Origin of the sequence: Pseudoxanthomonas spadix BD-a59 (genome assembly GCF_000233915.3) — a bacterium.
In the GTDB taxonomy this organism is placed as follows: Bacteria; Pseudomonadota; Gammaproteobacteria; order Xanthomonadales; family Xanthomonadaceae; genus Pseudoxanthomonas_A; species Pseudoxanthomonas_A spadix.
Map to the genome: position 1 here is coordinate 2,751,312 of NC_016147.2, position 23,271 is coordinate 2,774,582.

Annotated in this window: 23 protein-coding genes and 1 other RNA gene; 13 read left to right on the top strand and 11 right to left on the bottom strand. The window is 69.8% G+C overall.

Annotation, left to right across the window (positions count from 1 at the left end; translation table 11 throughout):
* Positions 1–279 precede the first annotated feature (279 nt).
* The gene (locus tag DSC_RS12450) at positions 280–1,608 is read right to left on the bottom strand and encodes an aminopeptidase P N-terminal domain-containing protein (RefSeq protein WP_014161525.1); all 1,329 of its coding nucleotides are present in this window, start codon (positions 1,606–1,608) and stop codon (positions 280–282) included.
* Positions 1,608–2,147, bottom strand: coding sequence for a UPF0149 family protein (locus DSC_RS12455; protein ID WP_014161526.1), 540 nt, complete (start codon positions 2,145–2,147; stop codon positions 1,608–1,610). The genes DSC_RS12450 and DSC_RS12455 overlap by 1 nt, the downstream gene beginning before the upstream one ends.
* A 190-nt stretch (positions 2,148–2,337) precedes the next feature.
* Between DSC_RS12455 and DSC_RS12460 the strand changes: the two genes are divergently transcribed.
* From DSC_RS12460 to DSC_RS12495, 9 genes are all read left to right on the top strand, one after another.
* Complete coding sequence (locus tag DSC_RS12460; protein ID WP_238527645.1) at positions 2,338–4,551, top strand: putative bifunctional diguanylate cyclase/phosphodiesterase; 2,214 nt, start codon at positions 2,338–2,340, stop codon at positions 4,549–4,551.
* A gap of 69 nt (positions 4,552–4,620) precedes the next feature.
* The gene (locus DSC_RS12465; RefSeq protein ID WP_014161528.1) at positions 4,621–4,839 is read left to right on the top strand and encodes a TIGR02449 family protein; all 219 of its coding nucleotides are present in this window, start codon (positions 4,621–4,623) and stop codon (positions 4,837–4,839) included.
* Positions 4,836–5,126: a cell division protein ZapA gene (locus DSC_RS12470; protein WP_014161529.1), complete on the top strand. Its 291-nt coding sequence runs from the start codon at positions 4,836–4,838 to the stop codon at positions 5,124–5,126. The genes DSC_RS12465 and DSC_RS12470 overlap by 4 nt, the downstream gene beginning before the upstream one ends.
* Positions 5,127–5,332: 206 nt before the next feature.
* Positions 5,333–5,516, top strand: a non-coding RNA gene (gene ssrS, locus DSC_RS16205) — 6S RNA.
* 54 nt (positions 5,517–5,570) lie between these two features.
* On the top strand, positions 5,571–6,158 hold the full coding sequence (locus tag DSC_RS12475; RefSeq protein WP_014161530.1) for a 5-formyltetrahydrofolate cyclo-ligase: 588 nt from the start codon (positions 5,571–5,573) through the stop codon (positions 6,156–6,158).
* On the top strand, positions 6,155–6,631 hold the full coding sequence (locus DSC_RS12480; protein ID WP_014161531.1) for an EVE domain-containing protein: 477 nt from the start codon (positions 6,155–6,157) through the stop codon (positions 6,629–6,631). The genes DSC_RS12475 and DSC_RS12480 overlap by 4 nt, the downstream gene beginning before the upstream one ends.
* 197 nt (positions 6,632–6,828) lie before the next feature.
* Positions 6,829–7,482, top strand: coding sequence for a ribose-5-phosphate isomerase RpiA (gene rpiA, locus DSC_RS12485; RefSeq protein ID WP_014161532.1), 654 nt, complete (start codon positions 6,829–6,831; stop codon positions 7,480–7,482).
* A 43-nt stretch (positions 7,483–7,525) separates the two neighbouring features.
* Positions 7,526–7,981, top strand: coding sequence for a DUF192 domain-containing protein (locus DSC_RS12490; RefSeq protein WP_014161533.1), 456 nt, complete (start codon positions 7,526–7,528; stop codon positions 7,979–7,981).
* A 46-nt stretch (positions 7,982–8,027) separates the two neighbouring features.
* Positions 8,028–8,873 (top strand): SirB1 family protein, encoded by an 846-nt coding sequence (locus DSC_RS12495; RefSeq protein ID WP_043290646.1) that lies wholly within the window; start codon positions 8,028–8,030, stop codon positions 8,871–8,873.
* 3 nt (positions 8,874–8,876) lie between these two features.
* On the opposite strand, the gene waaA is transcribed toward DSC_RS12495, so the two are convergent.
* A complete protein-coding gene (waaA, locus tag DSC_RS12500; RefSeq protein ID WP_014161535.1) occupies positions 8,877–10,190 on the bottom strand; it encodes a lipid IV(A) 3-deoxy-D-manno-octulosonic acid transferase in 1,314 nt (437 codons plus the stop codon).
* Between the two features lie 126 nt (positions 10,191–10,316).
* Between waaA and lpxL the strand changes: the two genes are divergently transcribed.
* Positions 10,317–11,267, top strand: a complete 951-nt coding sequence (gene lpxL / locus DSC_RS12505; protein WP_014161536.1) for an LpxL/LpxP family Kdo(2)-lipid IV(A) lauroyl/palmitoleoyl acyltransferase — start codon at positions 10,317–10,319, stop codon at positions 11,265–11,267.
* Between the two features lie 148 nt (positions 11,268–11,415).
* Positions 11,416–11,928, top strand: a complete 513-nt coding sequence (locus tag DSC_RS17580) for a DUF1643 domain-containing protein (protein ID WP_014161537.1) — start codon at positions 11,416–11,418, stop codon at positions 11,926–11,928.
* Here the strand turns inward: DSC_RS17580 and DSC_RS12515 are convergent.
* The 5 genes from DSC_RS12515 to DSC_RS12535 all read right to left on the bottom strand — a co-directional run bounded on the left by DSC_RS12515 (position 11,885) and on the right by DSC_RS12535 (position 16,832).
* The gene (locus DSC_RS12515; RefSeq protein WP_043290648.1) at positions 11,885–12,787 is read right to left on the bottom strand and encodes a lysophospholipid acyltransferase family protein; all 903 of its coding nucleotides are present in this window, start codon (positions 12,785–12,787) and stop codon (positions 11,885–11,887) included. The two genes, DSC_RS17580 and DSC_RS12515, sit on opposite strands and share 44 nt — an antisense overlap.
* A complete protein-coding gene (locus tag DSC_RS12520; RefSeq protein WP_014161539.1) occupies positions 12,771–14,093 on the bottom strand; it encodes an O-antigen ligase family protein in 1,323 nt (440 codons plus the stop codon). Before DSC_RS12520 ends, DSC_RS12515 begins: the two co-directional genes overlap by 17 nt.
* Entirely contained in the window at positions 14,090–15,208 is a 1,119-nt protein-coding gene (locus DSC_RS12525; protein WP_014161540.1) for a glycosyltransferase, read from the bottom strand. Before DSC_RS12525 ends, DSC_RS12520 begins: the two co-directional genes overlap by 4 nt.
* A 13-nt stretch (positions 15,209–15,221) precedes the next feature.
* A complete protein-coding gene (locus DSC_RS12530; protein ID WP_014161541.1) occupies positions 15,222–15,419 on the bottom strand; it encodes a zinc-finger domain-containing protein in 198 nt (65 codons plus the stop codon).
* Positions 15,420–15,605: 186 nt separating this feature from the next.
* The gene (locus DSC_RS12535) at positions 15,606–16,832 is read right to left on the bottom strand and encodes an acetylornithine transaminase (protein WP_014161542.1); all 1,227 of its coding nucleotides are present in this window, start codon (positions 16,830–16,832) and stop codon (positions 15,606–15,608) included.
* Between the two features lie 198 nt (positions 16,833–17,030).
* On the opposite strand from DSC_RS12535, the gene DSC_RS12540 reads away from it, so the two are divergent.
* Entirely contained in the window at positions 17,031–17,894 is an 864-nt protein-coding gene (locus DSC_RS12540) for an ion transporter (protein WP_014161543.1), read from the top strand.
* A 275-nt stretch (positions 17,895–18,169) separates the two neighbouring features.
* Here DSC_RS12540 and DSC_RS12545 read toward each other — a convergent pair whose 3' ends face one another.
* Positions 18,170–18,988 carry an SDR family oxidoreductase gene (locus DSC_RS12545; protein WP_014161544.1) on the bottom strand — a complete coding sequence of 273 codons (819 nt, stop codon included), beginning with the start codon at positions 18,986–18,988 and terminating at the stop codon, positions 18,170–18,172.
* A 90-nt stretch (positions 18,989–19,078) separates the two neighbouring features.
* Between DSC_RS12545 and DSC_RS12550 the strand changes: the two genes are divergently transcribed.
* Positions 19,079–21,133, top strand: coding sequence for a bifunctional DedA family/phosphatase PAP2 family protein (locus DSC_RS12550; protein WP_014161545.1), 2,055 nt, complete (start codon positions 19,079–19,081; stop codon positions 21,131–21,133).
* A 113-nt stretch (positions 21,134–21,246) separates the two neighbouring features.
* Here the strand turns inward: DSC_RS12550 and DSC_RS12555 are convergent, their stop codons facing one another.
* Together DSC_RS12555 and mpl are read right to left on the bottom strand one after the other, a co-directional pair.
* Positions 21,247–21,825 (bottom strand): LON peptidase substrate-binding domain-containing protein, encoded by a 579-nt coding sequence (locus tag DSC_RS12555; protein WP_014161546.1) that lies wholly within the window; start codon positions 21,823–21,825, stop codon positions 21,247–21,249.
* 59 nt (positions 21,826–21,884) lie between these two features.
* A complete protein-coding gene (mpl, locus tag DSC_RS12560; protein WP_014161547.1) occupies positions 21,885–23,246 on the bottom strand; it encodes a UDP-N-acetylmuramate:L-alanyl-gamma-D-glutamyl-meso-diaminopimelate ligase in 1,362 nt (453 codons plus the stop codon).
* Between the last annotated feature and the right edge of the window lie 25 nt (positions 23,247–23,271).

Genomic DNA, 23,271 nt, shown 5'->3' on the forward strand with positions numbered 1-23,271 from the left:
CCCATCGCTCCCGGTATTCCGGAGCCGGGGATGCAGGAGCGTTCCTGCCCTGACTGTACTCATTACGCGCCTCCGCCTCGATGGCTCTGGGCCACTACCCAAGCACCAAGCCTGCGAACACCGCGTGTCGGCCGCATTGACGCTGCGCGAACATGTAGCGCCACGCGCGGGCCGGATGGCCATGCAGCGCGCCAACATGAGGGTTCCCGCATCTGCGCAGCCCGCCACCCGCACCCAACAGCCACCGTCGCCGCCGAGGTGATCGACACACCTGCGCGTTCAGCCGTTTGCCGACATCACCGCTTCGATCTCGTCGGCACTGCGCGCCAGCGCCCCGGTCAGCACCCGATGGCCCTCGGCGGTGATCACCACGTTGTCCTCGGTGCGGATGCCGATGCCGCGCCACCTGGCGTCCACGCTGGTGTCATCGGCGCCGATGTACAGGCCCGGTTCGATGGTGAACACCATGCCCGGCTCGAGCAGGCGCGACTGGCCATCGATGCGGTAGTCGCCCACATCGTGCACGTCCAGGCCCAGCCAGTGGCCGGTCTTGTGCCGATAGAAGCGCCTGTAGCTGCCATCGGCGATCCGCGCCTCCAGCTTGCCCTTGAGCAGGCCCAGCCGCAGCAGGCCCTCGGTCAGGGTTTCCACCGCGGCGTCATGGCCGGCTTCGTATGCCAGGCCCGGGCGCGTCTGCGCCATGGCCGCAGCCTGCGCTGCGCCGACCAGGTCGTGCAGCGCGCGCTGGGCCGGACTGAAGCGGCCATCGACCGGAAAGGTGCGGGTGATGTCGGCGGCATAGTTGCGGTATTCGGCACCGGCATCGATCAGTACCAGCTCGCCGGCCCGGGCCTGGGCATTGTTGGCCACGTAGTGCAGGGTCACCGCATTGGCGCCGGCACCGACGATGCTGCCGTAGGCCGGCCACGCATCCTGGCTGCGGAACACCCATTCCATCAACGCCTGCAGCTGGTATTCGTGCATGCCGGCGCGCACGCCACGCATGGCGGCCAGATGCGCCTGGACGCTGATGTCGGCCGCGCGCTGCATCAGCTTGAGCTCGTCCCTGGACTTGAACAGGCGCTGCTCGTGCAGCAGATGGCCCAGTTCCAGGAACTCGTGCGGCGCCTGCGCGCCGCTGCGCACCTGCGCGCGGACCTGGTTCACCCAGCCGATCAGCTTGAGGTCGAACTCGGTATCGCGGCCGAAGTGGTAGTAGACCCGCGAGCGGCCTTCCAGCATTCCCGGCAGGATCTCGTCCATGTCCTCGATCGGATAGGCATCGTCCATGCCGTAGTGGTCCACCGCGCCCTGCTGGCCTGCACGCGGGCCGTCGTAGACCTCGCGCGCCGGGTCGCGATCGCGGTTGAACAGGATCGCCTCGCCATGGCGGCGGCCCGGGATCAGCACCAGCACCGCATCGGGCTCGGGGAACCCGCTCAGGTACCAGAAATCCGAGTCCTGCCGGTAGGGGTAGTGCGTGTCGTTGCTGCGCACGCGCTCGGGTGCGGCGCGCAACACCAGGATGGCGTCCTCGCCGGCCATGCGCATGAGCTGCTTGCGCCGGCGTGCGAACTCGGCGGCGCTGATCCCGCTCGCCGCCCGCATCAGTTCAGGCTCTTGCGGTGTCTGGGGCCCAGCACGCAGTCGCCATGCAGCAGCAGCACGGCCACGCGCACGAATTCCTCGATCTCGGCCAGGGCGTCTTCGTCCTCCTCGCCCTCGCTCAGCTCCGGGCTGGCCTGGGCCAGCCTGGCCAGGTCGGCCAGGGCTTCCTGGCCATCCTCGGACAGCGGCGGGCTTGCGCCGGCGGCCAGACCGAAGCCGCCCAGGAACGCCCGGCACCAGTCGAACAGGCCCTGGGCGCGCTCATCCAGGCCGGCATCGCCCTGCGGCAGCAGCAGGTCGAAGCCGAAGCCACGGTCCTCCAGCTGCGCGGAAGTGGCGCTGCGCAGCTGCTCCAGCGGGCTGTCGGCGGCAGGCGTGGCCGCCGCCCGATCGGCCAGCACCCGCGCGGGCCAGTCGGTGACATTCTCGCCACCGCCGGCCAGCCAGCCACACAGGCCGCCATGGAGTTCGAAGGGCGTGGCGCCAAGGCCCAGGCCGCGCGCGGCCTGGTCGACGTCTTCGGGGGTCGGCAAGGTCATCGCCAGGCGGCCTGCGGGCGGTCAAAGGCATCAGGGTGCATGGCCAAAATTGTAGAACGAAAGCCGTGCAACCGCTTGTTGGGTGACGCTTGGCACGCCTACACTCGGGCGCATTCCCGACGCTGGCGAACGGGGCGGAGCCGTTCCGACAGTCATGCCAACGTTCCCCCCTTCCCTGCTGCTGGGCGCCGTGCAGATACCGCCCAGCATGCGCCTGGCGCTGCTCGCCGTGGCCGGCGTGGTCCTGGCCGGGGTGGTGGTGGCCGCCTTGCGCCGTCACTGGCTGCCGCTGCTGCGCCGGCGCCTGCCGCGCGCCGCGCCGGTGCGCGAAGCCGACGACCACCTCAAACTGGCGCTGTGGGGCTCGGGCGAAGTGTTCTGGGACTATGACCTGATCGGCCGGCGCATGCACCAGATGCGCGCCGACGAGCAGTCGCCGTCGAGCAACGCCATCACCATGCTCACTGGCGTGGGGCAAATGCCGGCGATCCATCCGCAGGACCTGCCGCTGGTGGTCCAGCGCCTGCGCAGCCACCTGCGCGGCGATGCGCCCCAGTTCACCTCCGAACACCGCATGGACATGGCCGGCGACGGCACCTGGTCGTGGGTGCGCGCACGCGGGCGGGTGGTCGAATCCGACGCCAGCGGCCGCGCCCTGCGCCTGGCCGGCACCGCGCGCGACATCACCGCCAGCCGCAACGCCGAGTACGAGCACCGCGTGGCCAGCCAGGTCATGCGCAGCATGAGCGAGGCGGTGGCGGTGCTGGATTCGGAATACCGCTTCATCACCGTCAACCCTTCCTTCAGCCGCATGACCGGCTACGACGGCGCCGAAGTGGCCGGCCAGCCGCTGTCGCTGCTGGACGGCCGTCAGCACCCCGGCGACGGCGCCGCGGGCATGAGCGCCCAGCTGCAGCGCGAGGGCCGCTGGTCGGGCGAAGCCTGGAAGGTGCGCAAGGACGGCGAGGAAATCCTCTGCCGGATCGAGGCCAATATGGTGCCCGATGCCAGCGAGCAGCGGCTGATGGTGGTGCTGGTGCTCAACGACATTACCGAGCACAAGCGCGTCGAGCAGGAGCTGCGCTACCTGGCCAACTACGACACCCTGACCAGCCTGCCCAATCGCTCGCTGCTGTTCGAGCGCCTGGCACGCGCGGTGGTGCGTGCGCGTCGCGAACGCAGCCGCGTGGCGGTGCTGTTCATCGACCTGGACCGCTTCAAGGACATCAATGACTCGCTGGGCCATGCCACCGGTGACCGGATCCTGCGCGCGGCCGCCGCGCGCGTGCAGCAGACCGTGGGCACCCAGCACACCGTGGCACGGCTGAGCGGCGATGAATTCACCGTGGTGCTCGAAGGCATCGCCTCGCCGGCCGATGCCGAGCGGGTGGCCGAACGCATCATCCAGGCCTTCACCCAGCCGCTGTCCTTCGGCGACCGGCTGGAACTGGCGGTATCGCCTTCGATCGGCATCAGCCTGTATCCCGACCATGCCCAGGTCCCGACCGAACTGCTCAAGCACGCCGACACGGCCATGTACCAGGCCAAGGCCGCCGGGCGTCACACCTGGGCGGTGTATTCCGAAGCAATGGACGAAAAGACCCGCCATCGCGCGATCCTGGCCAGCGCCCTGCGCCGGGCCCTGGAGCGCGACGAACTGCGCGTGGTCTACCAGCCCCGCCTGTCGCTGGCCAACAACCGGATCACCGGCACCGAGGCGCTGCTGCGCTGGGACAGCCACGAGCTGGGCGAGATCTCGCCCGCCCAGTTCATCCCGCTGGCCGAGGAAAGCGGCCTGATCGTGGATATCGGCATCTGGACCCTGCGCCAGGCCTGCCAGACGCTGCGCCAGTGGCACGCGGCCGGGCTGGATCACCTGAACGTAGCGGTCAACGTCTCCTCGTTGCAGCTGCAGCGCGGCGACCTGGCCGACGTGGTCGCGCGGGTGCTGGCCGAGACCGGGATCGACGCTTCGCTGCTGGAACTGGAACTGACCGAAAGCGTGCTGATGGCCAACCCCGACCACGCCAGCGGCGTGCTGCGCGACTGCCGCGCGCTGGGGGTGTCGATCGCGATCGACGACTTCGGCACCGGCTATTCCTCGCTGGCCTACCTCAAGCGGCTGCCGCTGAACACGCTGAAGATCGACCAGGCATTCGTCCGCGACATCGACCACGACCTCGAGGACGAGGCCATCACCAGCGCCATCATCGCCATGGCCCGGTCGCTGGACCTCAAGGTGGTCGCCGAAGGCGTGGAGACCTCCGCGCAGCTGGCCTTCCTGCGCCAGCGCGGCTGCGAGGAGGTGCAGGGCCATCATGTCTCGCGTGCGCTGGAGCCTGCGCAGTGCATGGCCTTCATCCGCGATTTCGACCCGCGGCCGGCCACCCTGGCCAAGGCCTGAACCGGCACCCCCGGCCGGCCCTTGCGCCGCGCTTGACCGGCCGCCGGGCGCGTGCCTATCGTGCCGCTCATGGACCCGTCCTCGATCGAACAGCTACGCGCCCTGGCCGCACGCCTGCAGGAACTGGGCGATCGCTGCCAACGGCTGTCCGAGGAGAACCGCAGCCTGCGCGTGCAGCAGGAACAGCTGGCCAGCGAGCGCTCGCAGCTGCTGGCCAAGAACGAACTGGCCCGCTCGCGCGTGGAAGCCATGATCACCCGACTGCGCTCGCTGGAGCAGCACACGTGAGCAGCAGTGAACCGGTCAACGTCCACATCCTGGACCGCGAATACACCATCGGCGTGGAACCGGGCGAACGCGGCAGCCTGATGGCCGCCGCCAAGCTGCTGGACACCCGCATGCGCGCAGTACGCGGCGCGCACCGCATGGCCTCGGCCGATCGCATCGCGGTCCTGGCCGCGCTCAACCTGGCCCACGAGCTGCAGCAGCTGCGCGACCAGCAGGCCGCGCAGGACAGCGAGCTCGCGCGCACGCTGGGCGATCTGCATCGCCGGCTCGACGGCTGGCTGGGCTAGCGATCCCCCGGTCGGAGCGGCCGCATCGCGAGGATTTTGCCCCCTCTCCCCCGCAAACGGGAGAGAGGGGGCCCCGAATGCGTCGAGCAGACAGTTGCTCCTACGGCGGCGAACCCGTGCACGCCATCCTCGTTTTCACCACCGCGCACTGAACCGCGCCGACAGACGGGCTAGGCAAGAAAAGAGCCAGGGCTATACTGGCCGCACATCCTCTGCTGTGTGCGACAGCGTCAAAACATTCGCCTTGTCCCTTAATGACGACTACGGGGCATCAACGGAAGCCGGGAGCGCAAGTCCGCCTCGCAGCGGGAAGCCCGATGGCCCCCAAGGTGTCCCACTTGAACCCCGGGTTCAAGGTCGTTTCGAAGCATCGCCATTGGCGGAGGATGTCTTGTATCTTCTAGAATGCCGCGCCCTGCACCAGGACGCGGCATTGTTTTTTTCATGAGCGAAAACGACGCCCGCGCAGGCCTGCGCCGCGACCTGCGCCAGCGCCGCCGCGCATTGCCGGCTGCCCAGCGCATCGCCGCGGCCGAGGCCCTGGCCCAACGCCTGCTCGCCCTGCCGTTCCTGCCCGCCAGCGGCCATGTGGCCGGCTACTGGGCGATGGATGGCGAGATCGGCCTGCACGTCTTCCAGCTCAGGCTGCCGGCCGGGCTGGTGTACTGCCTGCCGGTGCTGCATGGCGAGGAACTGCGCTTTGCACCCTGGCGCGCCGGCGATGGCCTGGTCACCAACCGCTTCGGCATTCCCGAACCCGACGTGGCGCCGTCCTCGGCGCTGGCGCCGGAACAGATGGCGCTGGTGGTGATGCCGCTGGTGGGCTTCGATGACCAGGGACACAGGCTGGGCATGGGCGGCGGCTGGTACGATCGCAGCTTCGCCTGGCGCATCGCCGCGCCCGCGCCGCCCTGGCTGGTGGGGGTGGGCTTCGAGGTCCAGCGCACCAGTGCCCTGGACGTCCAGGACTGGGACGTGCGCCCCGATGCGATCTGCACCGAATCGGACACCTTGCTGGCATACCTTCGATGAGCACGCGCACCCGCTACTGGTTGATGAAGTCCGAGCCTGGCGACTTCTCCATCGACGACCTGGCGCGCGTGGGCACCGAGCCGTGGACCGGCGTGCGCAACTACCAGGCGCGCAACTTCATGAAGGACGGCATGCAGGTCGGCGATGGCGTGCTGTTCTACCACTCCAACACGCAGGTCCCAGGCATCTACGGCATCGCGCGGGTGGCCAGCACGCCGTATCCGGACCCGACCCAGTTCCAGAAGACCTCCAAGTACTTCGACCCCAAGGCCACGCCCGAGCAGCCACGCTGGTTCCTGGTGGACGTGGCCTTCGAGCGCAAGCTCGCTGGCGGCATCGCGCTGGACACCATCCGCCAGCATGCCGAGCAGCTGGGCGAGGACTTCGCCCTGATCCGCAAGGGCACGCGCCTGTCGGTGCTGCCGGTGAGCGCGGCGCAATGGAAGCTGCTGCTGTCGCTTGAGACCCCGTAGGAGCGCACCGCAGGGGCGCGATGGGGCTCTGCCAGGAAAGCCCCTGCGCCAACGGGGCAAGTGCGCCAAGGTCGCCATCACCGCCTGCATGCGGGTGCTGCTCACCCGCCTCAACGCCATGGCCAGAGACCAAACTGAATGGAGAATGACAGGCGCCTGAGAAGACAGTTGCTCCTACCCAACCGAGAACGATGTCCATGCCCCAGAACGAACACAAGCGCCTGGCCGCCGAGAAAGCCATGGATTACCTCGAAGACGGCATGATCGTCGGAGTGGGCACCGGCTCGACCGTGGCCTGGTTCATCGATGCGCTGGGCCGCGAACCGGGGCGCATCAAGGGCGCGGTGTCCAGCTCCGAGCAGAGCACCCAGCGGCTGAAGTCGCACGGCATCGAGGTGCTGGACCTCAACTACGCCGGCACCCTGTCGCTGTATGTGGACGGGGCCGATGAGTGCGACCCGCACAAGCGCCTGATCAAGGGCGGTGGCGCGGCGCTCACCCGCGAGAAGATCATCGCCCAGGCCAGCCGGCAGTTCGTGTGCATCATCGATGCCAGCAAGCAGGTGCCGGTGCTGGGCAAGTTCCCGCTGCCGGTGGAAGTGATTCCGATGGCGCGCAGCCTGGTGGCGCGCGAGATCCTGACGCTGACCGGCGGGCAGCCGGTCTGGCGCGACGGGGTGACCACCGACAACGGCAACCTGATCCTGGACGTGCACAACCTGACCATCACCGATCCGGTGGCGATGGAAACCGCGCTCAACCAGATCCCCGGCGTGGTCACCGTGGGCCTGTTCGCCCGTCGCCCGGCCGACGTGGTGATCGTCGGCGGCGACACGATCCAGGTGCTGTAACCGGCTTCGGTCCCTCCACGCGCCGCCATTGAAGGAAACGTCCATGTCCGCACGCTGCCTTGCCCTCACCGCCCTGCTGCTGGTCAGTGCCAGCGCCTGCGCACGCACGCCGTGGGTGGAGCTGGACGGCCACCGCTACAGCATCGAGATCGCCGACGAGCAAGCCGAGCGCCAGCGCGGGCTGATGTTCCGCGAGCAGATGGCCGCCGACCACGGCATGCTGTTCATCCACGAGCAGGAAGAACCGCTGGCGTACTGGATGAAGAACACCCGCATCCCGCTGGACATCCTGTATTTCGACCACGACCTGAAGCTGGTCTCGCAGCAGCGCGACGTGCCGCCGTGCACTGCCGGTGATGCATGTCCCAGCTACCCCAGCAACGCCCCGGCGCTGTACGTGCTGGAACTCAACGCCGGCCAGGCGGCCGCGCTCGGCGTGGAAACCGGCGATGCGCTGAAGGTAGATCCCAAGGTCGCGTTGAAGGCCAAGGCGCCGTAGCGCGCCAGGGCTTGATCGGGCGCCCGAATCCCTGCAGTCTTGGGTCATGGGGGCGCGACTGACATTGCCGGCGTGGAGCGAGTTGGCCAGCCAGGCCGACGAGGCCGTGCCGCTGCTGGGCACCGCGTTGCTGATCGCGCGCGATGAGTATCCCGAGCTGGATGCGGACCTGTACGAGGCGCTGGTGCAGGGTCATGTCGAGCACCTGCGCCAGGAGACCGACCGGATCGACGCCTGGCCGCTGAAGATGGCGGCCATCAACCGGCATCTGTTCGAGGAGCTGGGCTACGCCGGCGACCACGACCAGTACTACGACCCGCGCAACAGCTACCTCAACGAGGTCTTCGAGCGGCGCCTGGGCAATCCCATTTCGCTGGCGGTGGTGCAGATCGAAGTCGCGCGCCGGCTGGGCGTTCCGCTGGACGGGGTGTCTTTTCCCGGACACTTCCTGGTGCGCCTGCCGGTGGATGACGGGATCCTGGTGATGGATCCGTTCAACGGCGGTCGCCCGCTGGGTGCCGACGAACTGCGCGAACGGGTCAAGCCGCACCTGGGTGGCGATGTGCCCGACGACAACGCCCTGCTGCAGATCCTCGATCCGGCCCCGCACCGCGCGATCCTGGTGCGCGTGCTGCGCAACCTGTACGGCGTCTACGCCGAGCGCGAGGAATGGGACCGTGCCGCACGCAGCGCCGACCGGGTGCTCAAGCTGGTGCCCGACCAGCCCGATGCGCTGCGCGACCGCGGCCTGGCCTACCTGAAGATCGACTACCGCCGGGGCGCGCTGGCCGACCTGTCGCGCTACCTGCACCTGGCGCCCAGGGCCGCCGACGCCGAAGCCATGCGCCAGTCCCTGATCGGGCTCAACCTGGGCCGCACCCACACGCACTGAACTTCAGCGCCTGGCCGGGCCCTGCGTTGCCGGCCGCAGGTCCTGCGCCAGCATCGCCATCGTGCGGGCCAGCGCACCACGGCCGCGTTCGACCAGCAGCCGGCCTTCTGCGGCCATGTGCGCGCGGCGCGCGCGGTCGGCCAGCAGCGCCTGGATCATCGTGCCCACCTCGTCGGCGTTGCGGCCGATCTCCAGCGCCCCGGCCTCGCGCAGGCGGCGCGCGATTTCGACGAAATTGTGCAGGTGCGGACCGGTGACCATCGCCGTGCCCACCGCGGCCGGCTCGAGCAGGTTGTGTCCGCCGATGGCCTGCAGGCTGCCGCCGACGAAGGCCACCTCCGCGCAGGCGTAGAAGGGCATCAGTTCGCCCAGCGTATCGAGCACGAACACCGCATCGCCGGCTTGCGGCCAGCCGGCGCTGCTGCGCCGTCCCACCTGCCAGCCGGTGGACCTGGCCAGTTCCACCACGCGGCCGAAGCGCTCGGGGTGGCGCGGCGCCCACACCATCAGCAGGTCGGGAAAGCGCGCCAGCAGCCGCTGGTGGATCTCCACCACCAGCGCTTCCTCGTCCGGATGGGTGCTGGCCGCGATCCACACCGGGCGCGAGCCGACGTGTCGGCGAAACTGTGCGACCAGCGCCTCCAGTCCGGCGGGCACGGCGATGTCGAACTTCAGGTTGCCGGTGTCCACGATCGCCTCCGGCGCCGCCCCCAGTTGCACGAAGCGCTCGCCGTCGGCCACCGACTGGGCACCGATCCGGTGCACGCTGGCCACCACGCGCCGGATCAGCGGCGCCAGCACCCGGTAGCCGCGCAGCGAGCGCGCCGACAGCCGCGCGTTGAGGAGATAGCTGCGGATGCCGCGCGCCTTGCAGCCCAGCAGCAGGTTGGGCCACAGCTCGGTTTCCATCACCAGCGCCACCCCGGGGCGGAAATGGTCCAGGAATCGCCCGACCGCGCCAGGCAGGTCATAGGGCGCATACACGTGCAGCAGCGAATCACCCCACAACGCGCGCACGCGGTCCGAACCGGTGGGGGTGATGGTGGTGATCAGCAGCTGCAGGTGCGGATGGTCGCGGCGCAGCGCATCGACCACCGGCGCGGCGGCATTGACCTCGCCCACCGACACCGCATGCACCCACACATCCACCTGGTGCGGCGCACCGCGCCAGGCCGCGTAGCGCTCGCCCCAACGCTGGAAATAGCCCGGTACGCGGAAGCCGCGCCAGATCAGGTGGTAGACCGTGGCCGGCGTCAGCACGTAGAGCACGGCCGAATACAGGGCACGCAACCAGGTTTCAGTCAGGTCACGACGCATTGCGCGCAAGGATACGAAAAAGGCGGCTGCCAAGGGCATGGCATCGCTCCCGGCAGGGTCGCGGGTTGGACCTGAAGGCCTGATGCGAGCGGCCGGTGATGTGGTGACACGCCCTACAATGCCGGCATGACCGATCGCCCCGCACGGGCCGCTGCGCGCCAGGCCACGCCCTTCGATCCCGGCCCTGCGCCGATCCAGCCCTCGACCTGGCCGGTCTGGCTGGGCGTGGGCGTTGCCGCGCTGGCCGCGCGCCTGCCGTGGTCGGCCCAACGCGCGCTGGGCCGGCCACTTGGCGCGGTGCTCAAAGTGGTGCTGGGCACGCGCCGTAAGGTGGCTGCGCGCAACCTGGCGCTGTGTTTCCCGGACATGTCCACCGCCGAGCGTGCACGCCTGCTGGACCAGGCCTTCACCGCGCTGGGCGTGGCGCTGTTCGAGTTCGCCCGCGCCTGGTGGGGCGATGTGGCGCCGATGCGCAAGGGCCTGCGCGTGGAAGGCCTGGAGCACCTGAAAGCGGCGCAGGCGGGCGGACGCGGGGTGATCGTGATCTCCGGCCACTTCACCACCCTGGAGCTGTCGGCACGGCTGATGTGCGATTACGCGCCGCTGGCCGGCATGTACCGCCCGCATGCGACCAGCGCGATGGAATGGGCGGTCAAGCGCGGCCGGCTGCGCTATGCCACGGCGATGTTCGGCCGCGACGAACTGCGCCCGGCGCTCAAGCACCTCAAGCAGGGCGGGCTGCTGTGGTTCGCACCCGACCAGGACACGCGCCGCGGGGAGAGCGTGTTCGTCCCGTTCTTCGGCCGGCCGGCCTACAGCCTGACCTCCACCCACCAGCTGGCGCGGTTGTCCGGCGCGGCGGTGGTCACCTTCGCCCACGAGCGCCGACCCGATGGCGGCTACACCCTGCGGCTGTCGCCGGCGCTGGAGGATTTCCCGTCCAATGACGCCACCGCCGACACCGCGCGGGTGATGGCGGCGATCGAGGCGATGGTGCGCGCGGTCCCGGCGCAGTACCTGTGGATCCACCGGCGCTTCAAACGCCAGCCCGAGGGGCGAGGACAGCTATACAAGTAGCCACCTGGAAGTGGTCACCTGCCGGAGGTCAACCGCTCCGAAAAAACGGCATCGTCGCCGCGCGCCGGCTAACGTTTAAATTTAGCCGACCGGCGAAGCCAGGTCGGCTTGAAGGAATTGGTAGGTCCCCATCGAGCCTGAGGACGCCATGAAAAACGGAGCCACATTGTCACCATGCCGAACCTACCGCTACGACCTGTGGCGCACATGGATCGGAGGGAATGGCTATGCAATGTTTGTGGGCCTTAACCCAAGCACAGCCGATGAAACGCAGGATGACCCAACAATCAGGCGTTGCATTGCGTTTGCCAAATCTTGGGGATACGCCGGGCTCTGCATGACCAACTTGTTCGCGTTTCGGACAACAAACCCAGGGGACATGAAGCGAGCAGCTGATCCCATAGGGCCGCAGAACGACTATGTGTTGAAAGAACGGGCGAGCCGCGCGGGCATAGTGATCGCTGCATGGGGTCGGCATGGAACCCACAAGGATCGCGCGTGGTGGGTTCGGATGATGTTGCCGCAATTGCACTACCTACGCCTGACGAAAGACGGTCATCCAGGCCATCCGCTATACCTGCCAAAGGAACTGGTGCCAGTCGAGTGGGCATGGAGGTCTAACGCAGATATGGCGAAACCTGGCCTTCAGGGCGGGTCTTGAAGCGCCGGTGCCACCACAGGTACTGCGCAGGCGCCTGGCGGATCGCCGCTTCCAGTTCGCGCATGTAGCGCGCGGCGAAGGCGGCCGGGTCCTGGCCACTGGACTCCGGCCACGGCGCCTCCACGCGCACGCGGTAACGGCCATCGGCCAGGCGCTGGCACCAGTACGGCACGATCGCCACGCCGGCCCGGCGCGCCAGCTCCGGCGGCGTGGTCAGGGTGGCTGCCTGGACCCCGAAGAACGGCACGAAGGCGCTGTTGTAGGTGAAGTTCTGGTCGGCCAGGTAGACCACCAGGCGGCCGCGCGACAGCGCGCGCAGCAGGCCGCGCACGTCCTTCTTGCCGATCACCTCGGCAAACACCCGCCGCCGGCCGGCCTGCATGAACCGCTCGCCGCAGTTGCCGCCCACGCGCCGGACCATGCACGACAGCGGCTGGCCCAGCGCCTGGCCCAGCAGGCGCGCGCCCAGGTCCATGTGCGGAAAGTGCGCGGTGAGCAGCAGCACGCCCCGGCCCTGCGCCTGGGCTGCGCGCAGATGGTCCAGGCCTTCGATCTCGGCCAGCCCGGCCAGCGCCGGGGAAGGTGCGTACCAGGCCCGGGCCATCTCCAGCAGGCCGATGACGCTGGCGCGGGTGTTGGCGCGGACCAGGGCCTGGCGCGCCGTAGCGTCCAGTTCCGGGAAGCACAGCGCCAGGTTGATGCGGGCGATGCGCCGGCGACTGGCCAGCAGCGGCGTCAGCAGCCAGGCCAGCGCCGCGCCCAGTGCCAGCAACCGTCGCTGCGGCAGCCGGGCGATGCGCGCGCAGGCCCAGCGCAGCGGCGCGGCCAACCAGCAGCCTGGCTCAGGGGGCGAGGGCATCGTGGCGGGCCAGCAGGCTGCCGGAATAGAGCGCGGCCAGCAGCAGGGTCAGCCCGCCCCAGAACGTGGAATAGAAAGCCAGATGGGTGTTGAACGGGAACACCGTCACTGCCAGCGCCAGCATCGCCGGCCGCGCACGCTCGCGCGCTTGCGGCGACGCATAGCGCCAGGCGCGCCAGGCCAGCGCCGCGCCGGCCAGCCACAGCAGCAGGCCGACCACGCCGGTCTCGGCCAGGATCTCCAGCACGATCTGGTGCGCATGCAGCGCCGGGCCGTGGCCCCAGGCCGGGGCGACGGCCGGGGTGGGATCGCACTGGGGAAACACGTCGCGGAAATTGCGCACCCCCACCCCGTTGATGGGGTGCTTGCCGATCATGCAGCCGGCGGCCTGCCAGATGCGCGCGCGCCCGGACAGGGCGACATCCAGGCCGGCCTCGTCGGCGGCCATCGCCACGGTGGTCAGCTGCACGCGCCTGGCCAGCTGCGGCGAGGCCAGCGCCAGGCCGACCAGCAGGATCGCGGCGCTGGCGAACACGCCCAACAGCTGTTTCCAGCCCAGCAGGCGCCAGCCGGAAAACACCAGCACCAGCGCATAGGTGAGCCAGGCCGCGCGCGCGCCGGCCAGCAGGATCACGATCCCGATCGCAGCGGCGGCGAGCAACCAACCGACCAGGCCGAAGCGGCGCCCGGCGGAGAACAACCCGAACGGCGACAGACTCGCCAGCACCAGGCCGAGCTTGAGGTTGCACGGCCCCAGAAAGCCGCTGAGCCGATCGACCGAGGCCGCTTCTGCGGCCGAACACATCGAGTGGCCGCTGATGGCCTGCTTGAGCATGTCGATGCCGAAGAACAGCGGGCTGGTGCCTGACACCGCCTGGGCCAGGGCGTCGAGCGTCCACACCGCCACGATGATCGCCAGGCCGCCGAAGGTGACCCGGCGGCCGCGTTCGTTGGCCACCGCCGAGGCGACCAGCCACAGAAACGGCAGGTAGCGCAGGTCGGTGGCGGCCTCGCCCCAGGCCCGGCCATGGTCGAGCGCATCGAAGGCCGAGATCAGTTCCGGCATCCAGTAGGCGAAGAACATCACGCTGGTCAGGGCCCAGGCCTGGTTGCTGAGCAGCTGCTCGCCACCGCGGAACCGGCGCAGGACCAGCTGGAACAACGCCGCCAGCGCGCCCAGCGCCAGCACCCCTTCGGCATAGCCCGGCGCCGGCCACAGCGCCACGAACAGCAGGATCCACGCCGGTGCCCAGCGCCAGCCTTCGGCGCGCGGTGCAGGGCGGAATTCGGCAGCAGGCAGGCTCATGGGCGGGCAAGTTCCTGGTAGAGCGACAGCGTGGCGGCCTGCATGGCCGCCAGCGTGTAGGGCATGGTAGCCGGCGGGGCGGGCGGGGCGGCCAGCAGCGCGCGGGCGGTGCCGGCCAGCGCGACTTCATCGAACGGGGCCACCGCGCCGCACGGCTGCAGCTGCGCCAGCAGTTCGCCGACCCCGCCATGGGCCCAGCCCAGCACCGGCCGGCCCACCGACAAGGCCTCGATCACGGTGCGGCCGAACGACTCGGGCTTGCGCGAGAGCTGCAGGACCAGATCGCTGGCGGCATAGGCCTGGACCATCTGCGCGGTCGGCGCGGTGAAGGCCACCGCATCGGCGATGCCCAGGCCGGCGGCCAGCGCCTGGAGCTCGGCGATGTAGGCTTCGCGCCCGGGCTGGCGCGCGCCGGGCAGCCACAGGCGCGCATCCAGGCCATCGCCGCGCAGGGCCGCAAGCAAGCGCAGGCCATCGGCATGGCCTTTCAGGCGCGTGCCGCGGCCCGGCAGCAGCAGCAGCGGGCCGGCGCCATCGAGTTGCGGGAATCGTTCGGCAACCTGGCTGCGCATGCCCGGATCAGGCCACGGCCTGCGTGGGAATTGGGTGGGATCCAGCCCGCGCGCAATCACCCGCAGGCGTGCCGGATCGGTCCCGGGATAATGCTCGAGCACATGCCGGCGCACGGTCTCGGACACGCAGATCACCCGCTCGCCGCCGGTCATGATGGCGCTGTAGCGCCCCGGCGAATTGAGCCCGTGCACGGTGGTGACCCAGTGCGGCCGCGCCTGCGCGGGCAGGCTGCGCAGCGCGGCCCAGCCCAGCCAGGCCGGCAGCCGCGAACGCGCATGGACGATGTCCGGCCGCTCGCGTTGCAACAGCCGGCGCAGCGGCAGCAGCTGGCCGAGCGTGCGCGGCGACTTGCGGCCGATGTCCAGGGTCACATGGACCGCGCCGCAGGCTTCCAGGGTCGGCACCAGCCGCCCACCGGCCGAGACCACGATGGCCCGGTGTCCGGCCGCGACCAGCGCCGCGGCGATCTCCAGGGTGGAACGCTCGACGCCGCCGGACTGCAGCGCCGGCAGCAGTTGCACCACCGTCAGCCGGCGATGCACTGCCGCGGACTGCTCAGTCGGCAAGGACGAAGTGCGCGCCGCAGTACGGGCAGTCGGCCTCGCCGTTGGGCTCGTCTTCGATGGGCAGGTAGACCCGCGGATGCGAGTTCCACAGCGCCATCGACGGCAGCGGGCAGCTCAGCGGCAGGTCGGCGCGGGTGACGGTGTAGCGCTTTTCGGCATTGGCCGGCGCGGTGGCGATTTGGCTCATGGCGGTGGATGCACGCAGACCGTGGGAGCGCGCAAGTCTAACAGCCACACCCGCCCGTTCTAAGCATCCACGCGCCTGTGTCCACGCGTCCCGACCCCGGGGCACGTGGGCGCCGCCATGGCGGCGATGTCGATGTGGCACGCCACGAAAACGCCCTTGGCCGCCGTGGCGGCCCCGCCTTGCCGATCAGCGCGCGGCCAGCCAGGCGCGCAAGGCCTGCTCCAGGCGCCAGAGGCCTTCGGCCAGCTCCTCGCCGGTGATGTTCAGGGCCGGCACGAAGCGCAGCACGTCCGGGCCGGCCTGCAGCAGCAGCAGGCCATGGGCAGCGCACTGGTCCAGGATCACGCCGGCCTGGCCGGCGTATTGCGGACGCAGCACCGCGCCCAGCATCAGGCCGCGCCCGCGCAGCTCGGAAAACAGGCCCAGTTCGGCATCCAGCCGGGCCAGCGCCGCACGCAGGGCCGCGGCCTGGCGCTGGACGTTTTCGGCGATCGCCTCCGAGCCCAGCTTGGCCAGGGCCACGCGGGCCACGGCCGCGGCCAGCGGATTGCCGCCGAAGGTGGTGCCGTGCGCGCCGAACTGCATGACCTCGGCCACGCGCGGGCCGGCCAGCATCGCCCCGATCGGCATGCCGCCGCCCAGCGCCTTGGCCAGGGTCACGATGTCCGGGCTCACCCCGTCCTGCCAATGGGCAAACAGTGTGCCGGTGCGGCCCATGCCGCACTGGATCTCGTCCAGCACCAGCAGCGCATCGTGCTTGCGGCACAGCGCCTGGATGGCCTGCAGGTACCCCGGCGCGGCCGGCACCACCCCGCCCTCGCCCTGCACCGGCTCGATCATCACCGCGGCCACGTCGCCGGCCGCCATCGCCGCTTCCAGCGCGGCAATGTCGTTGAAGTCGACGTAGCGGAAACCGCCGGGCAGCGGCTCATAGCCTTCCTGGTACTTGGGCTGGGCGGTGGCGGTGACCGTGGCCAGGGTGCGGCCGTGGAAGCTGCCGCGAAAGGTGACGATCACGCGGTTGTCCGCGCTGCGGCCCTGGTCGGCGGCCCACTTGCGCACCAGCTTGATCGCCGCCTCGTTGGCCTCGGCGCCGGAGTTGCACAGGAACGCGCGGCTGGCAAAGCGCGAGGATTCCACCAGTTCCTGCGCCAGGCGCAGCGGCGGTTCGCTGTAGAAGATATTGCTGGTGTGCCACAGCTTGCCGGCCTGTTCGACCAGCGCGGCGACCAGGTCCGGATCGTTGTGGCCCAGGCTGCACACGGCGATGCCGGCCGACAGGTCCACGTACTGGCGTCCTTCGGTGTCCCACACGCGCACGCCCTGGCCTCGCTCCAGCACCAGTTCGCGCTGGCGGTACACCGACAATGTGTAGCGCTTGGCACAGGCGATGAGCTCGGAAGCGGCGGTCATGAGGGCAAACCCTGGGTGGCAGGCGAGCCTTGCATTGTCGCCCATTGCCGCGGCCGGTGGGTGGCATCACCCTGGCCGCGTCCTGCCGCCGGCCTTGGCCCGCGTCCAGGGCGGGCGGGCATGTGCCGGGATTCCAGGCTGGATGGATCAAGCCGGTGTGAGGTGACGCCTCCACTTCCCTCGCGCCACAATGCCCGGATGCGACTGCTCTCCAATCCCCAGCTCAATCCCGCCTGCGACGCCGGCTGGCGCAGGCGCTGGTTCGACATCATCTACCGCCACGATGATGCGCCTTCGCGCAACTTCGACCTGCTGCTGGTGGTGGCCATCATCGCCAGCGTGGTGGTGATCATGCTCGACAGCGTGCAGGACCTGCATCGCCGCCACGCCCAGACGCTGTACGTGATGGAGTGGGTGTTTACCGCGCTGTTCACCGCCGAATACCTGCTGCGGCTGGCGGTGGTGCGCCGGCCGCTGCGCTATGCAACGAGCATCTGGGGGGTGATCGACCTGCTGTCGATCCTGCCCAGCTATGTCTCGCTGCTGGTGCCCGGGGCGCAGAGCCTGCTGGTGGTGCGGGTGCTGCGTATCCTGCGTCTGTTCCGCATCCTCAAGCTGACCCGGTACGTGGAAGAGTCCGGGGTGCTGATGAGCGCGCTGTGGCGCAGCCGACGCAAGGTCCTGGTGTTCATCACCACGGTGCTGACCCTGGTGGTGATCTTCGGCGCGCTGATGTACCTGGTGGAAGGCCCCGAGCACGGCTTCACCAGCATCCCCACCAGCATGTACTGGGCCATCGTCACCATGGCCACTGTCGGCTTTGGCGACATCGCCCCGCAAACCACGCTGGGACGCGCCATCACCTCGCTGCTGATCCTGATCGGCTACAGCATCATCGCCGTGCCCACCGGCATCTATACCGCCGAGCTGGCTGCCGGCCTGCGCGAGGCCGGCAACCCCCACGACCAGCGCGCCTGTCCGCAATGCCGCCTGGAAGGCCACGAACCCGACGCCAGCCACTGCCGCGGCTGCGGCCATGTCCTGCACGCACCGATACCCTGACGGCAGCCGCGCCAGCTTCACCTGCTGCCGGTGCCGATTGCAGGCGCGATGTGGCCGCGCCGGATCGGACATTGCACACGCGCGCCGGCTCCGCTCAGAGGCTGAGAAAAATTCGACCGCCGTAGCGAGAGCGCCGCCAAGCGTTCGTGACAAGGTGCGTTGGGGGCAAATCCGGGGAGTTTGGTGAGCCAAATGACCCGGATTTGCCCGCAGCGCGCCGCCGGCACGGGCGTTTGGCGACGGTCGCAGTAGGCGGGCGATTTTTTCTCAGCCTCTCAGTCCAGGAACAGGTCCGGCAGAAGCGGCTGCGAAGGCTCGATGGCATAGCCGGACAGGTCGGTGATGCCGGCCTGCGCCAGGACCTGGTCATCGATCAGGAACTGTCCACTGAAGCCGGCCGCCTGGCGCACCAGCACCGCGTGCGCCGCATCGGCCATCACCTCCGGCTTGCGGCCGTTGGCCATGGACACGCCGGGGATCATGTTCAGGGCGTCGGTGGCGATCAGGGTGCGCGGCCACAGCCCGTTGACCGCCACGCCCTGCGGGCCGAACTCGGCCGCCAGCCCCAGTGTCACCAGGCTCATCCCCATCTTGGCCAGTGTGTAGCCCAGGTGCGGACCCCACCACTTGGGGTCCAGCGACGGCGGCGGGCACAGGGTGAGGATGTGCGGGTTGGGCGCCTGCAGCAGGTGCGGCAGGCAGGCCTGCGCGCACAGGAAGCTGCCGCGGGCGTTGACCTGCTGCATCAGGTCGAAGCGCTTGATCGGCGTGTCCAGGGTGCCGCGCAGCCAGATCGCGCTGGCGTTGTTGACCAGGATGTCGATGCCGCCAAAGGTGTCCACGGTGGCGGCCACGGCGGCACGCACCTGGTCTTCCTCGCGAATGTCGCATTGCAGGGCCAGGCCCTGGCCACCGGCCTCGGTCACCGCGCGGGCGGCGGTGTGGATGGTCCCCGGCAGCTTGGGGTTGGGCACGGCCGACTTGGCGGCGATGGCCACGTTGGCGCCGTCGCGCGCCGCGCGCAGGGCGATGGCCAGGCCGATGCCGCGCGAGGCGCCAGTGATGAAGAGGGTCTTGCCTGACAAGGTCGTCATGGGGCGTGCCTGGTAGCGCGGGCGCGGGGTTTGGCCGCAGGGGCTGGAAGTCTAACGGCCAGACAGGCGCCGGTTCCTATAATGCCGGCGATGAATTCCTGGTTCGATGGCCTGCTGGACTGGTTCACCGCCCATCCGGTTGCCGCCGGCGCGGTGGTGTTCCTGATCGCATTGTCCGACGCGTTGATCCTGGTCGGGGCGATCGTGCCGGCGCTGCCGCTGCTGATCGGCGTGGGCGTGCTGATCGGCCTGGGCCAACTGTCCGGCCCCTACGCGGTCGCCTGCGCGGCGCTGGGGGCCTTCGTCGGTGACGGGGTGAGCTTCTGGGTCGGCCGGCGCTGGGGCAGCCAGCTGCGCGGGCACTGGCCCTTCAGCCGTTATCCGCAACTGCTGGAGCGCGGCGAGCGGCTGTTCCGGCGCGACAGCGTCAAGGCCATCTTCGTGGCCCGCTACGTCGGGCCGATCCGGCCGTTCGTGCCGGCCGTGGCCGGGATGCTGCACATGCCGCTGCGGCGCTATCTGCCGGCCAGCGCCGCAGCGGCCCTGTCCTGGGCGGTGCTGTTCCTGCTGCCGGGCTGGGCGCTGGGCCAGGCCTATGACGCGGTGGCCGCGGTGGCCGGGCGCCTGTTGATCGTGCTGGCACTGCTGCTGCTGGTGCTGGCGCTGATCTGGGCGGTGGTGCTGTACAGCTATCGCTGGTTCGCCGCCCATGCCGATGCGCTGCTGGCCCGCGCGCTGGCCTGGTCGCGTGCGCATCCGGTGCTGGGCCGGCATTCGGTGGCCATCTTCGACCCCAACCGCCGGGAAACCGTCCCGCTTGCCCTGCTGGCGGCGGTCTTGCTGGTGCTGGCCTGGGTGCTGTTCGGCTTCCTGGCGCTGGTGGTGGGTCATGGCCAGCCGCTGGCGCTGGACCTGTGGCTGTTCGAACTGATGCACAGCCTGCGCAACCCGCTGGCCGATCGCCCGCTGGCCGCGCTGGCCGCGATCGGCGACGCCCAGGTGCTCACCCCGGCCACACTGGCGGTGCTGGGCTACCTGGCCTGGCGCAGGCGCTGGCTGGCCGCCGGCCACTGGCTTGCGGCGATCGCCTTCGGCCTGGCCCTGACCGCCTGGCTGGGCGCGGTGATCGACATTCCCAAGCCGCCCACGGTCGCAAGCGGCTTCGGCTTTCCCTCGATCGCGGTGACCATGACCACGATCATCTTCGGCTTCTTCGCAGTGCTGATCGCGCGCGAGCTGCCGGGACGCGACCGGGCCTGGCCATACCTGGTGGCCGGCGCGGTAGTGGCGGTGATCGGCTTTGCCCGCGTCTACCTGGGCGCGCACTGGCTGAGCGATGTGGTCGGCGGGACCTTGCTGGGCGTGGTCTGGCTGCTGATCCTGGGCGTGGCCTATCGCCGGCGCAGCGCGCGCTCGATGTGGGTCAAGCCGCTGGGATGGATGTTCTATGGCGTGTTTGCCCTGGCCGCGCTGTGGCATGGGCCGCGCGCAGTGGACCGCATGCTGTCGCAGTTCGAGGCGCCCATTTCCAGCGCCTCGCAACCTCTGGACGCGTGGTGGAACGAAACCTGGCGCCTGCTGCCGGCCACCCGCAACGAATTCGACGACAAACAGCGCTGGCCGCTGGATGTGCAGCTGGCCGGCCCGCTGCAGCCGCTGGTCCGCAGGCTCCAGGCCGATGGCTGGCGCCTGCAGCCCCAGGCCGGCTGGGAACGCGCCCTGCGGCTGCTCGATGCGGGGGTGCCGCCGCAGCAACATCCGGTGCTGCCGGCCACCCTGGACACGCGCGCCGAGAGCCTGTTGATGCTCAAGCCCGGACCCCGCCCCGACCAGCAGTACGCCTTGCGCCTGTGGGCCACCCCGCTGCTGCTGCAGCCCAACCAGACGCCACTGTGGATCGGCGGTGCGCAGACCCTGCGCCACCAGAGCCTGTTTGGCCTGATCGGGATCTGGCGACCGCTTGCCGATGCCGACGCCTCGCTCGACGTGGTCCGGGCCGGCGCGGGCGACCTGCCGCAGGCGCTGAGTCCGCATCCAGCCACCGGCCTGCCGGTGCTGCGCCTGCGCACCGACCAGGGCGTGCTGGCGCCGGAACCGCAGCGCGTGATGCCGGTGAGGCCGCCGTCTTCGCCGCCCTCGCCCTGATCGGCGACGTCCAGGCGTTGGGCGAAGTCGCCGGTGGGCACTGCGCCGAATCGAGTGGGGCTGCATGGCCCCCGCAGGCAAGCCGCCGCTGCGGCCGGCGCGCAGGCCCGAGGTCAGGCCATCATGGCCAGCAGGCGATCCAGGCGCGCATGCGGGTCGTCTTCCTGCAGCACCGCCAGGCGCTGGGCGTCGCTGAGCGGCAGCAGTTCGGCCAGGCGCCAGCCAACCCAGGACGCACTGTCCAGGTCACTGCTGCGCATGCCGGGCGGGGTCGCACCGGCCTTCTCGAAGATCTTCTCCAGCACCGTGGCCAGCAGGCTGTGCTCGGGGCGCAGTTCGTCGTCTTGCTCGGGTGGGCACCAGTCCACCTCGCCCATCACCACGCCGTTGTCGCGCACGCGCGTGCGCTGCACGTGGAAGCGGCGACCGCCGCGCAGGCGCAGGTTGAGCAGGCCGTCCTCGCCGGTGGCGAAATCCTCGATGGTCGCCTCGGTGCCGTAGGCCGCGGGCGTGGCCGGCCGGCCGCTTTCCTCGCCTTCCAGGATCAGGCACACGCCGAAGCCGCCGCCGCTGCGGCCGCATTCGCGGATCAGGTCCAGGTAACGGCGTTCGAATACACGCAGGCCCAGGCCGGCACCGGGCAACAGCACGGTGTGCAGCGGGAACAGCGGCAGGGTTTCGGAAGCGGGCATGGCGGCAGTGTAAACACGGCCGTGCGGGCGGGCCTGCACACGATTTACACGTCTTGCGGTCAGTCCTGCAGCGCCGCCAGGAAGCGCCGCGGCGCGCCGTCGAAGCCGCCGTTGGACATGAAGACCACCTGGTCGCCGCTGCGCACCAGCGCCCGCAGCGCCGCGATCAGCGCATCGGTGTCGGCCACCGCGCGCGCATCGCCACGCACCTGCGCGATCACCTTGCCCGCATCCCAGGCCAGTTCCGGGCGATGCAGGAACACCACCGCATCGGCGCCGGCCAGCGACGGCGCCAGCGCGTCGGCGTGTGCGCCCAGGCGCATCGAATTGCTGCGCGGCTCCATCGCCACCACGATTCGCGCATCGCCCACCTTGGCGCGCAAGCCTTCCAGCGTGGTCGCGATTGCGGTGGGGTGATGGGCGAAGTCGTCGTACACCGTGATCCCCCGACGGGTGCCGATCACTTCCAGCCGGCGCTTGACGCTGCGGAAGTGCGCAAGCGCGGGCATCACGCTGGCGATCTCCACGCCGACCGCATTGGCCGCGGCCAGTGCGGCCAGGCCGTTGAGCACGTTGTGCCGGCCGACCAGCGGCCAGTGCACTTGACCTAGCTCAACCCCTTTTTTGCGCACTGCAAATGCACTGCCATCGGCGCTGAGCAGGCGCGCACTCCAGTCCAGCGACGCATCGAAACCAAAGCGCTCCACCGGCGTCCAGCAGCCCATCGCCAGCACTTCCTCCAGGCGCGGATCGGCACCGTTGACGATCAGCCGGCCATTGCCGGGCACGGTGCGCACCAGATGATGGAACTGGCGCTGGATCGCGGCCACGTCCGGAAAGATGTCGGCGTGGTCGTATTCGAGATTGTTGAGGATCGCCACGCTCGGGCGGTAATGCACGAACTTGCTGCGCTTGTCGAAGAACGCGGTGTCGTATTCGTCGGCCTCGACCACAAATTCGGCACCCTGTCCCAGCCGCGCCGAGACGCCGAAATCCTCGGCCACCCCGCCGATCAAAAAGCCTGGCGCACGGCCAGCGGCTTGCAGCAGATAGGTCAGGATCGTGGTGGTGGTGGTCTTGCCGTGGGTGCCGGCCACCGCCAGCGTGGTCCGCCCGGGCAGCACGGCATCGCTCAGCCACTGCGCCCCGGAGGTATAGCGGCGGCCGTCGCTCAGGACCGCTTCCACCGCCGCGTTGCCACGCGAGAGCGCATTGCCGATGATCACCGCATCGCAGTCGGGCGAAATATTCTGCGGCAGGTAGCCCTGCGCCAGGGCGATGCCCAGCTGCTCGAGCTGGATGGACATGGGCGGATAGATGGCCTGGTCGCTGCCTTCGACGGTGTGGCCCAGCTCGCGGGCCAGGGCGGCCACCCCGCCCATGAAGGTGCCGGCGATGCCCAGGATATGCAGTTTGCTCATGGGCGCAGATTGTCGCCGATCACGC

Excerpts from the sequence above, each read along its gene's own strand:
- DSC_RS12450 (WP_014161525.1), bottom strand. The coding sequence starts at position 1,608 with ATGCGGGCGGCGAGCGGGATCAGCGCCGCCGAGTTCGCACGCCGGCGC.
- DSC_RS12455 (WP_014161526.1), bottom strand. The coding sequence starts at position 2,147 with ATGACCTTGCCGACCCCCGAAGACGTCGACCAGGCCGCGCGCGGCCTG.
- DSC_RS12465 (WP_014161528.1), top strand. The coding sequence starts at position 4,621 with ATGGACCCGTCCTCGATCGAACAGCTACGCGCCCTGGCCGCACGCCTG.
- DSC_RS12475 (WP_014161530.1), top strand. The coding sequence starts at position 5,571 with ATGAGCGAAAACGACGCCCGCGCAGGCCTGCGCCGCGACCTGCGCCAG.
- DSC_RS12480 (WP_014161531.1), top strand. The coding sequence starts at position 6,155 with ATGAGCACGCGCACCCGCTACTGGTTGATGAAGTCCGAGCCTGGCGAC.
- rpiA (WP_014161532.1), top strand. The coding sequence starts at position 6,829 with ATGCCCCAGAACGAACACAAGCGCCTGGCCGCCGAGAAAGCCATGGAT.
- DSC_RS12490 (WP_014161533.1), top strand. The coding sequence starts at position 7,526 with ATGTCCGCACGCTGCCTTGCCCTCACCGCCCTGCTGCTGGTCAGTGCC.
- DSC_RS12495 (WP_043290646.1), top strand. The coding sequence starts at position 8,028 with ATGGGGGCGCGACTGACATTGCCGGCGTGGAGCGAGTTGGCCAGCCAG.
- waaA (WP_014161535.1), bottom strand. The coding sequence starts at position 10,190 with ATGCGTCGTGACCTGACTGAAACCTGGTTGCGTGCCCTGTATTCGGCC.
- lpxL (WP_014161536.1), top strand. The coding sequence starts at position 10,317 with ATGACCGATCGCCCCGCACGGGCCGCTGCGCGCCAGGCCACGCCCTTC.
- DSC_RS17580 (WP_014161537.1), top strand. The coding sequence starts at position 11,416 with ATGAAAAACGGAGCCACATTGTCACCATGCCGAACCTACCGCTACGAC.
- DSC_RS12515 (WP_043290648.1), bottom strand. The coding sequence starts at position 12,787 with ATGCCCTCGCCCCCTGAGCCAGGCTGCTGGTTGGCCGCGCCGCTGCGC.
- DSC_RS12520 (WP_014161539.1), bottom strand. The coding sequence starts at position 14,093 with ATGAGCCTGCCTGCTGCCGAATTCCGCCCTGCACCGCGCGCCGAAGGC.
- DSC_RS12530 (WP_014161541.1), bottom strand. The coding sequence starts at position 15,419 with ATGAGCCAAATCGCCACCGCGCCGGCCAATGCCGAAAAGCGCTACACC.
- DSC_RS12535 (WP_014161542.1), bottom strand. The coding sequence starts at position 16,832 with ATGACCGCCGCTTCCGAGCTCATCGCCTGTGCCAAGCGCTACACATTG.
- DSC_RS12540 (WP_014161543.1), top strand. The coding sequence starts at position 17,031 with ATGCGACTGCTCTCCAATCCCCAGCTCAATCCCGCCTGCGACGCCGGC.
- DSC_RS12545 (WP_014161544.1), bottom strand. The coding sequence starts at position 18,988 with ATGACGACCTTGTCAGGCAAGACCCTCTTCATCACTGGCGCCTCGCGC.
- DSC_RS12550 (WP_014161545.1), top strand. The coding sequence starts at position 19,079 with ATGAATTCCTGGTTCGATGGCCTGCTGGACTGGTTCACCGCCCATCCG.
- DSC_RS12555 (WP_014161546.1), bottom strand. The coding sequence starts at position 21,825 with ATGCCCGCTTCCGAAACCCTGCCGCTGTTCCCGCTGCACACCGTGCTG.
- mpl (WP_014161547.1), bottom strand. The coding sequence starts at position 23,246 with ATGAGCAAACTGCATATCCTGGGCATCGCCGGCACCTTCATGGGCGGG.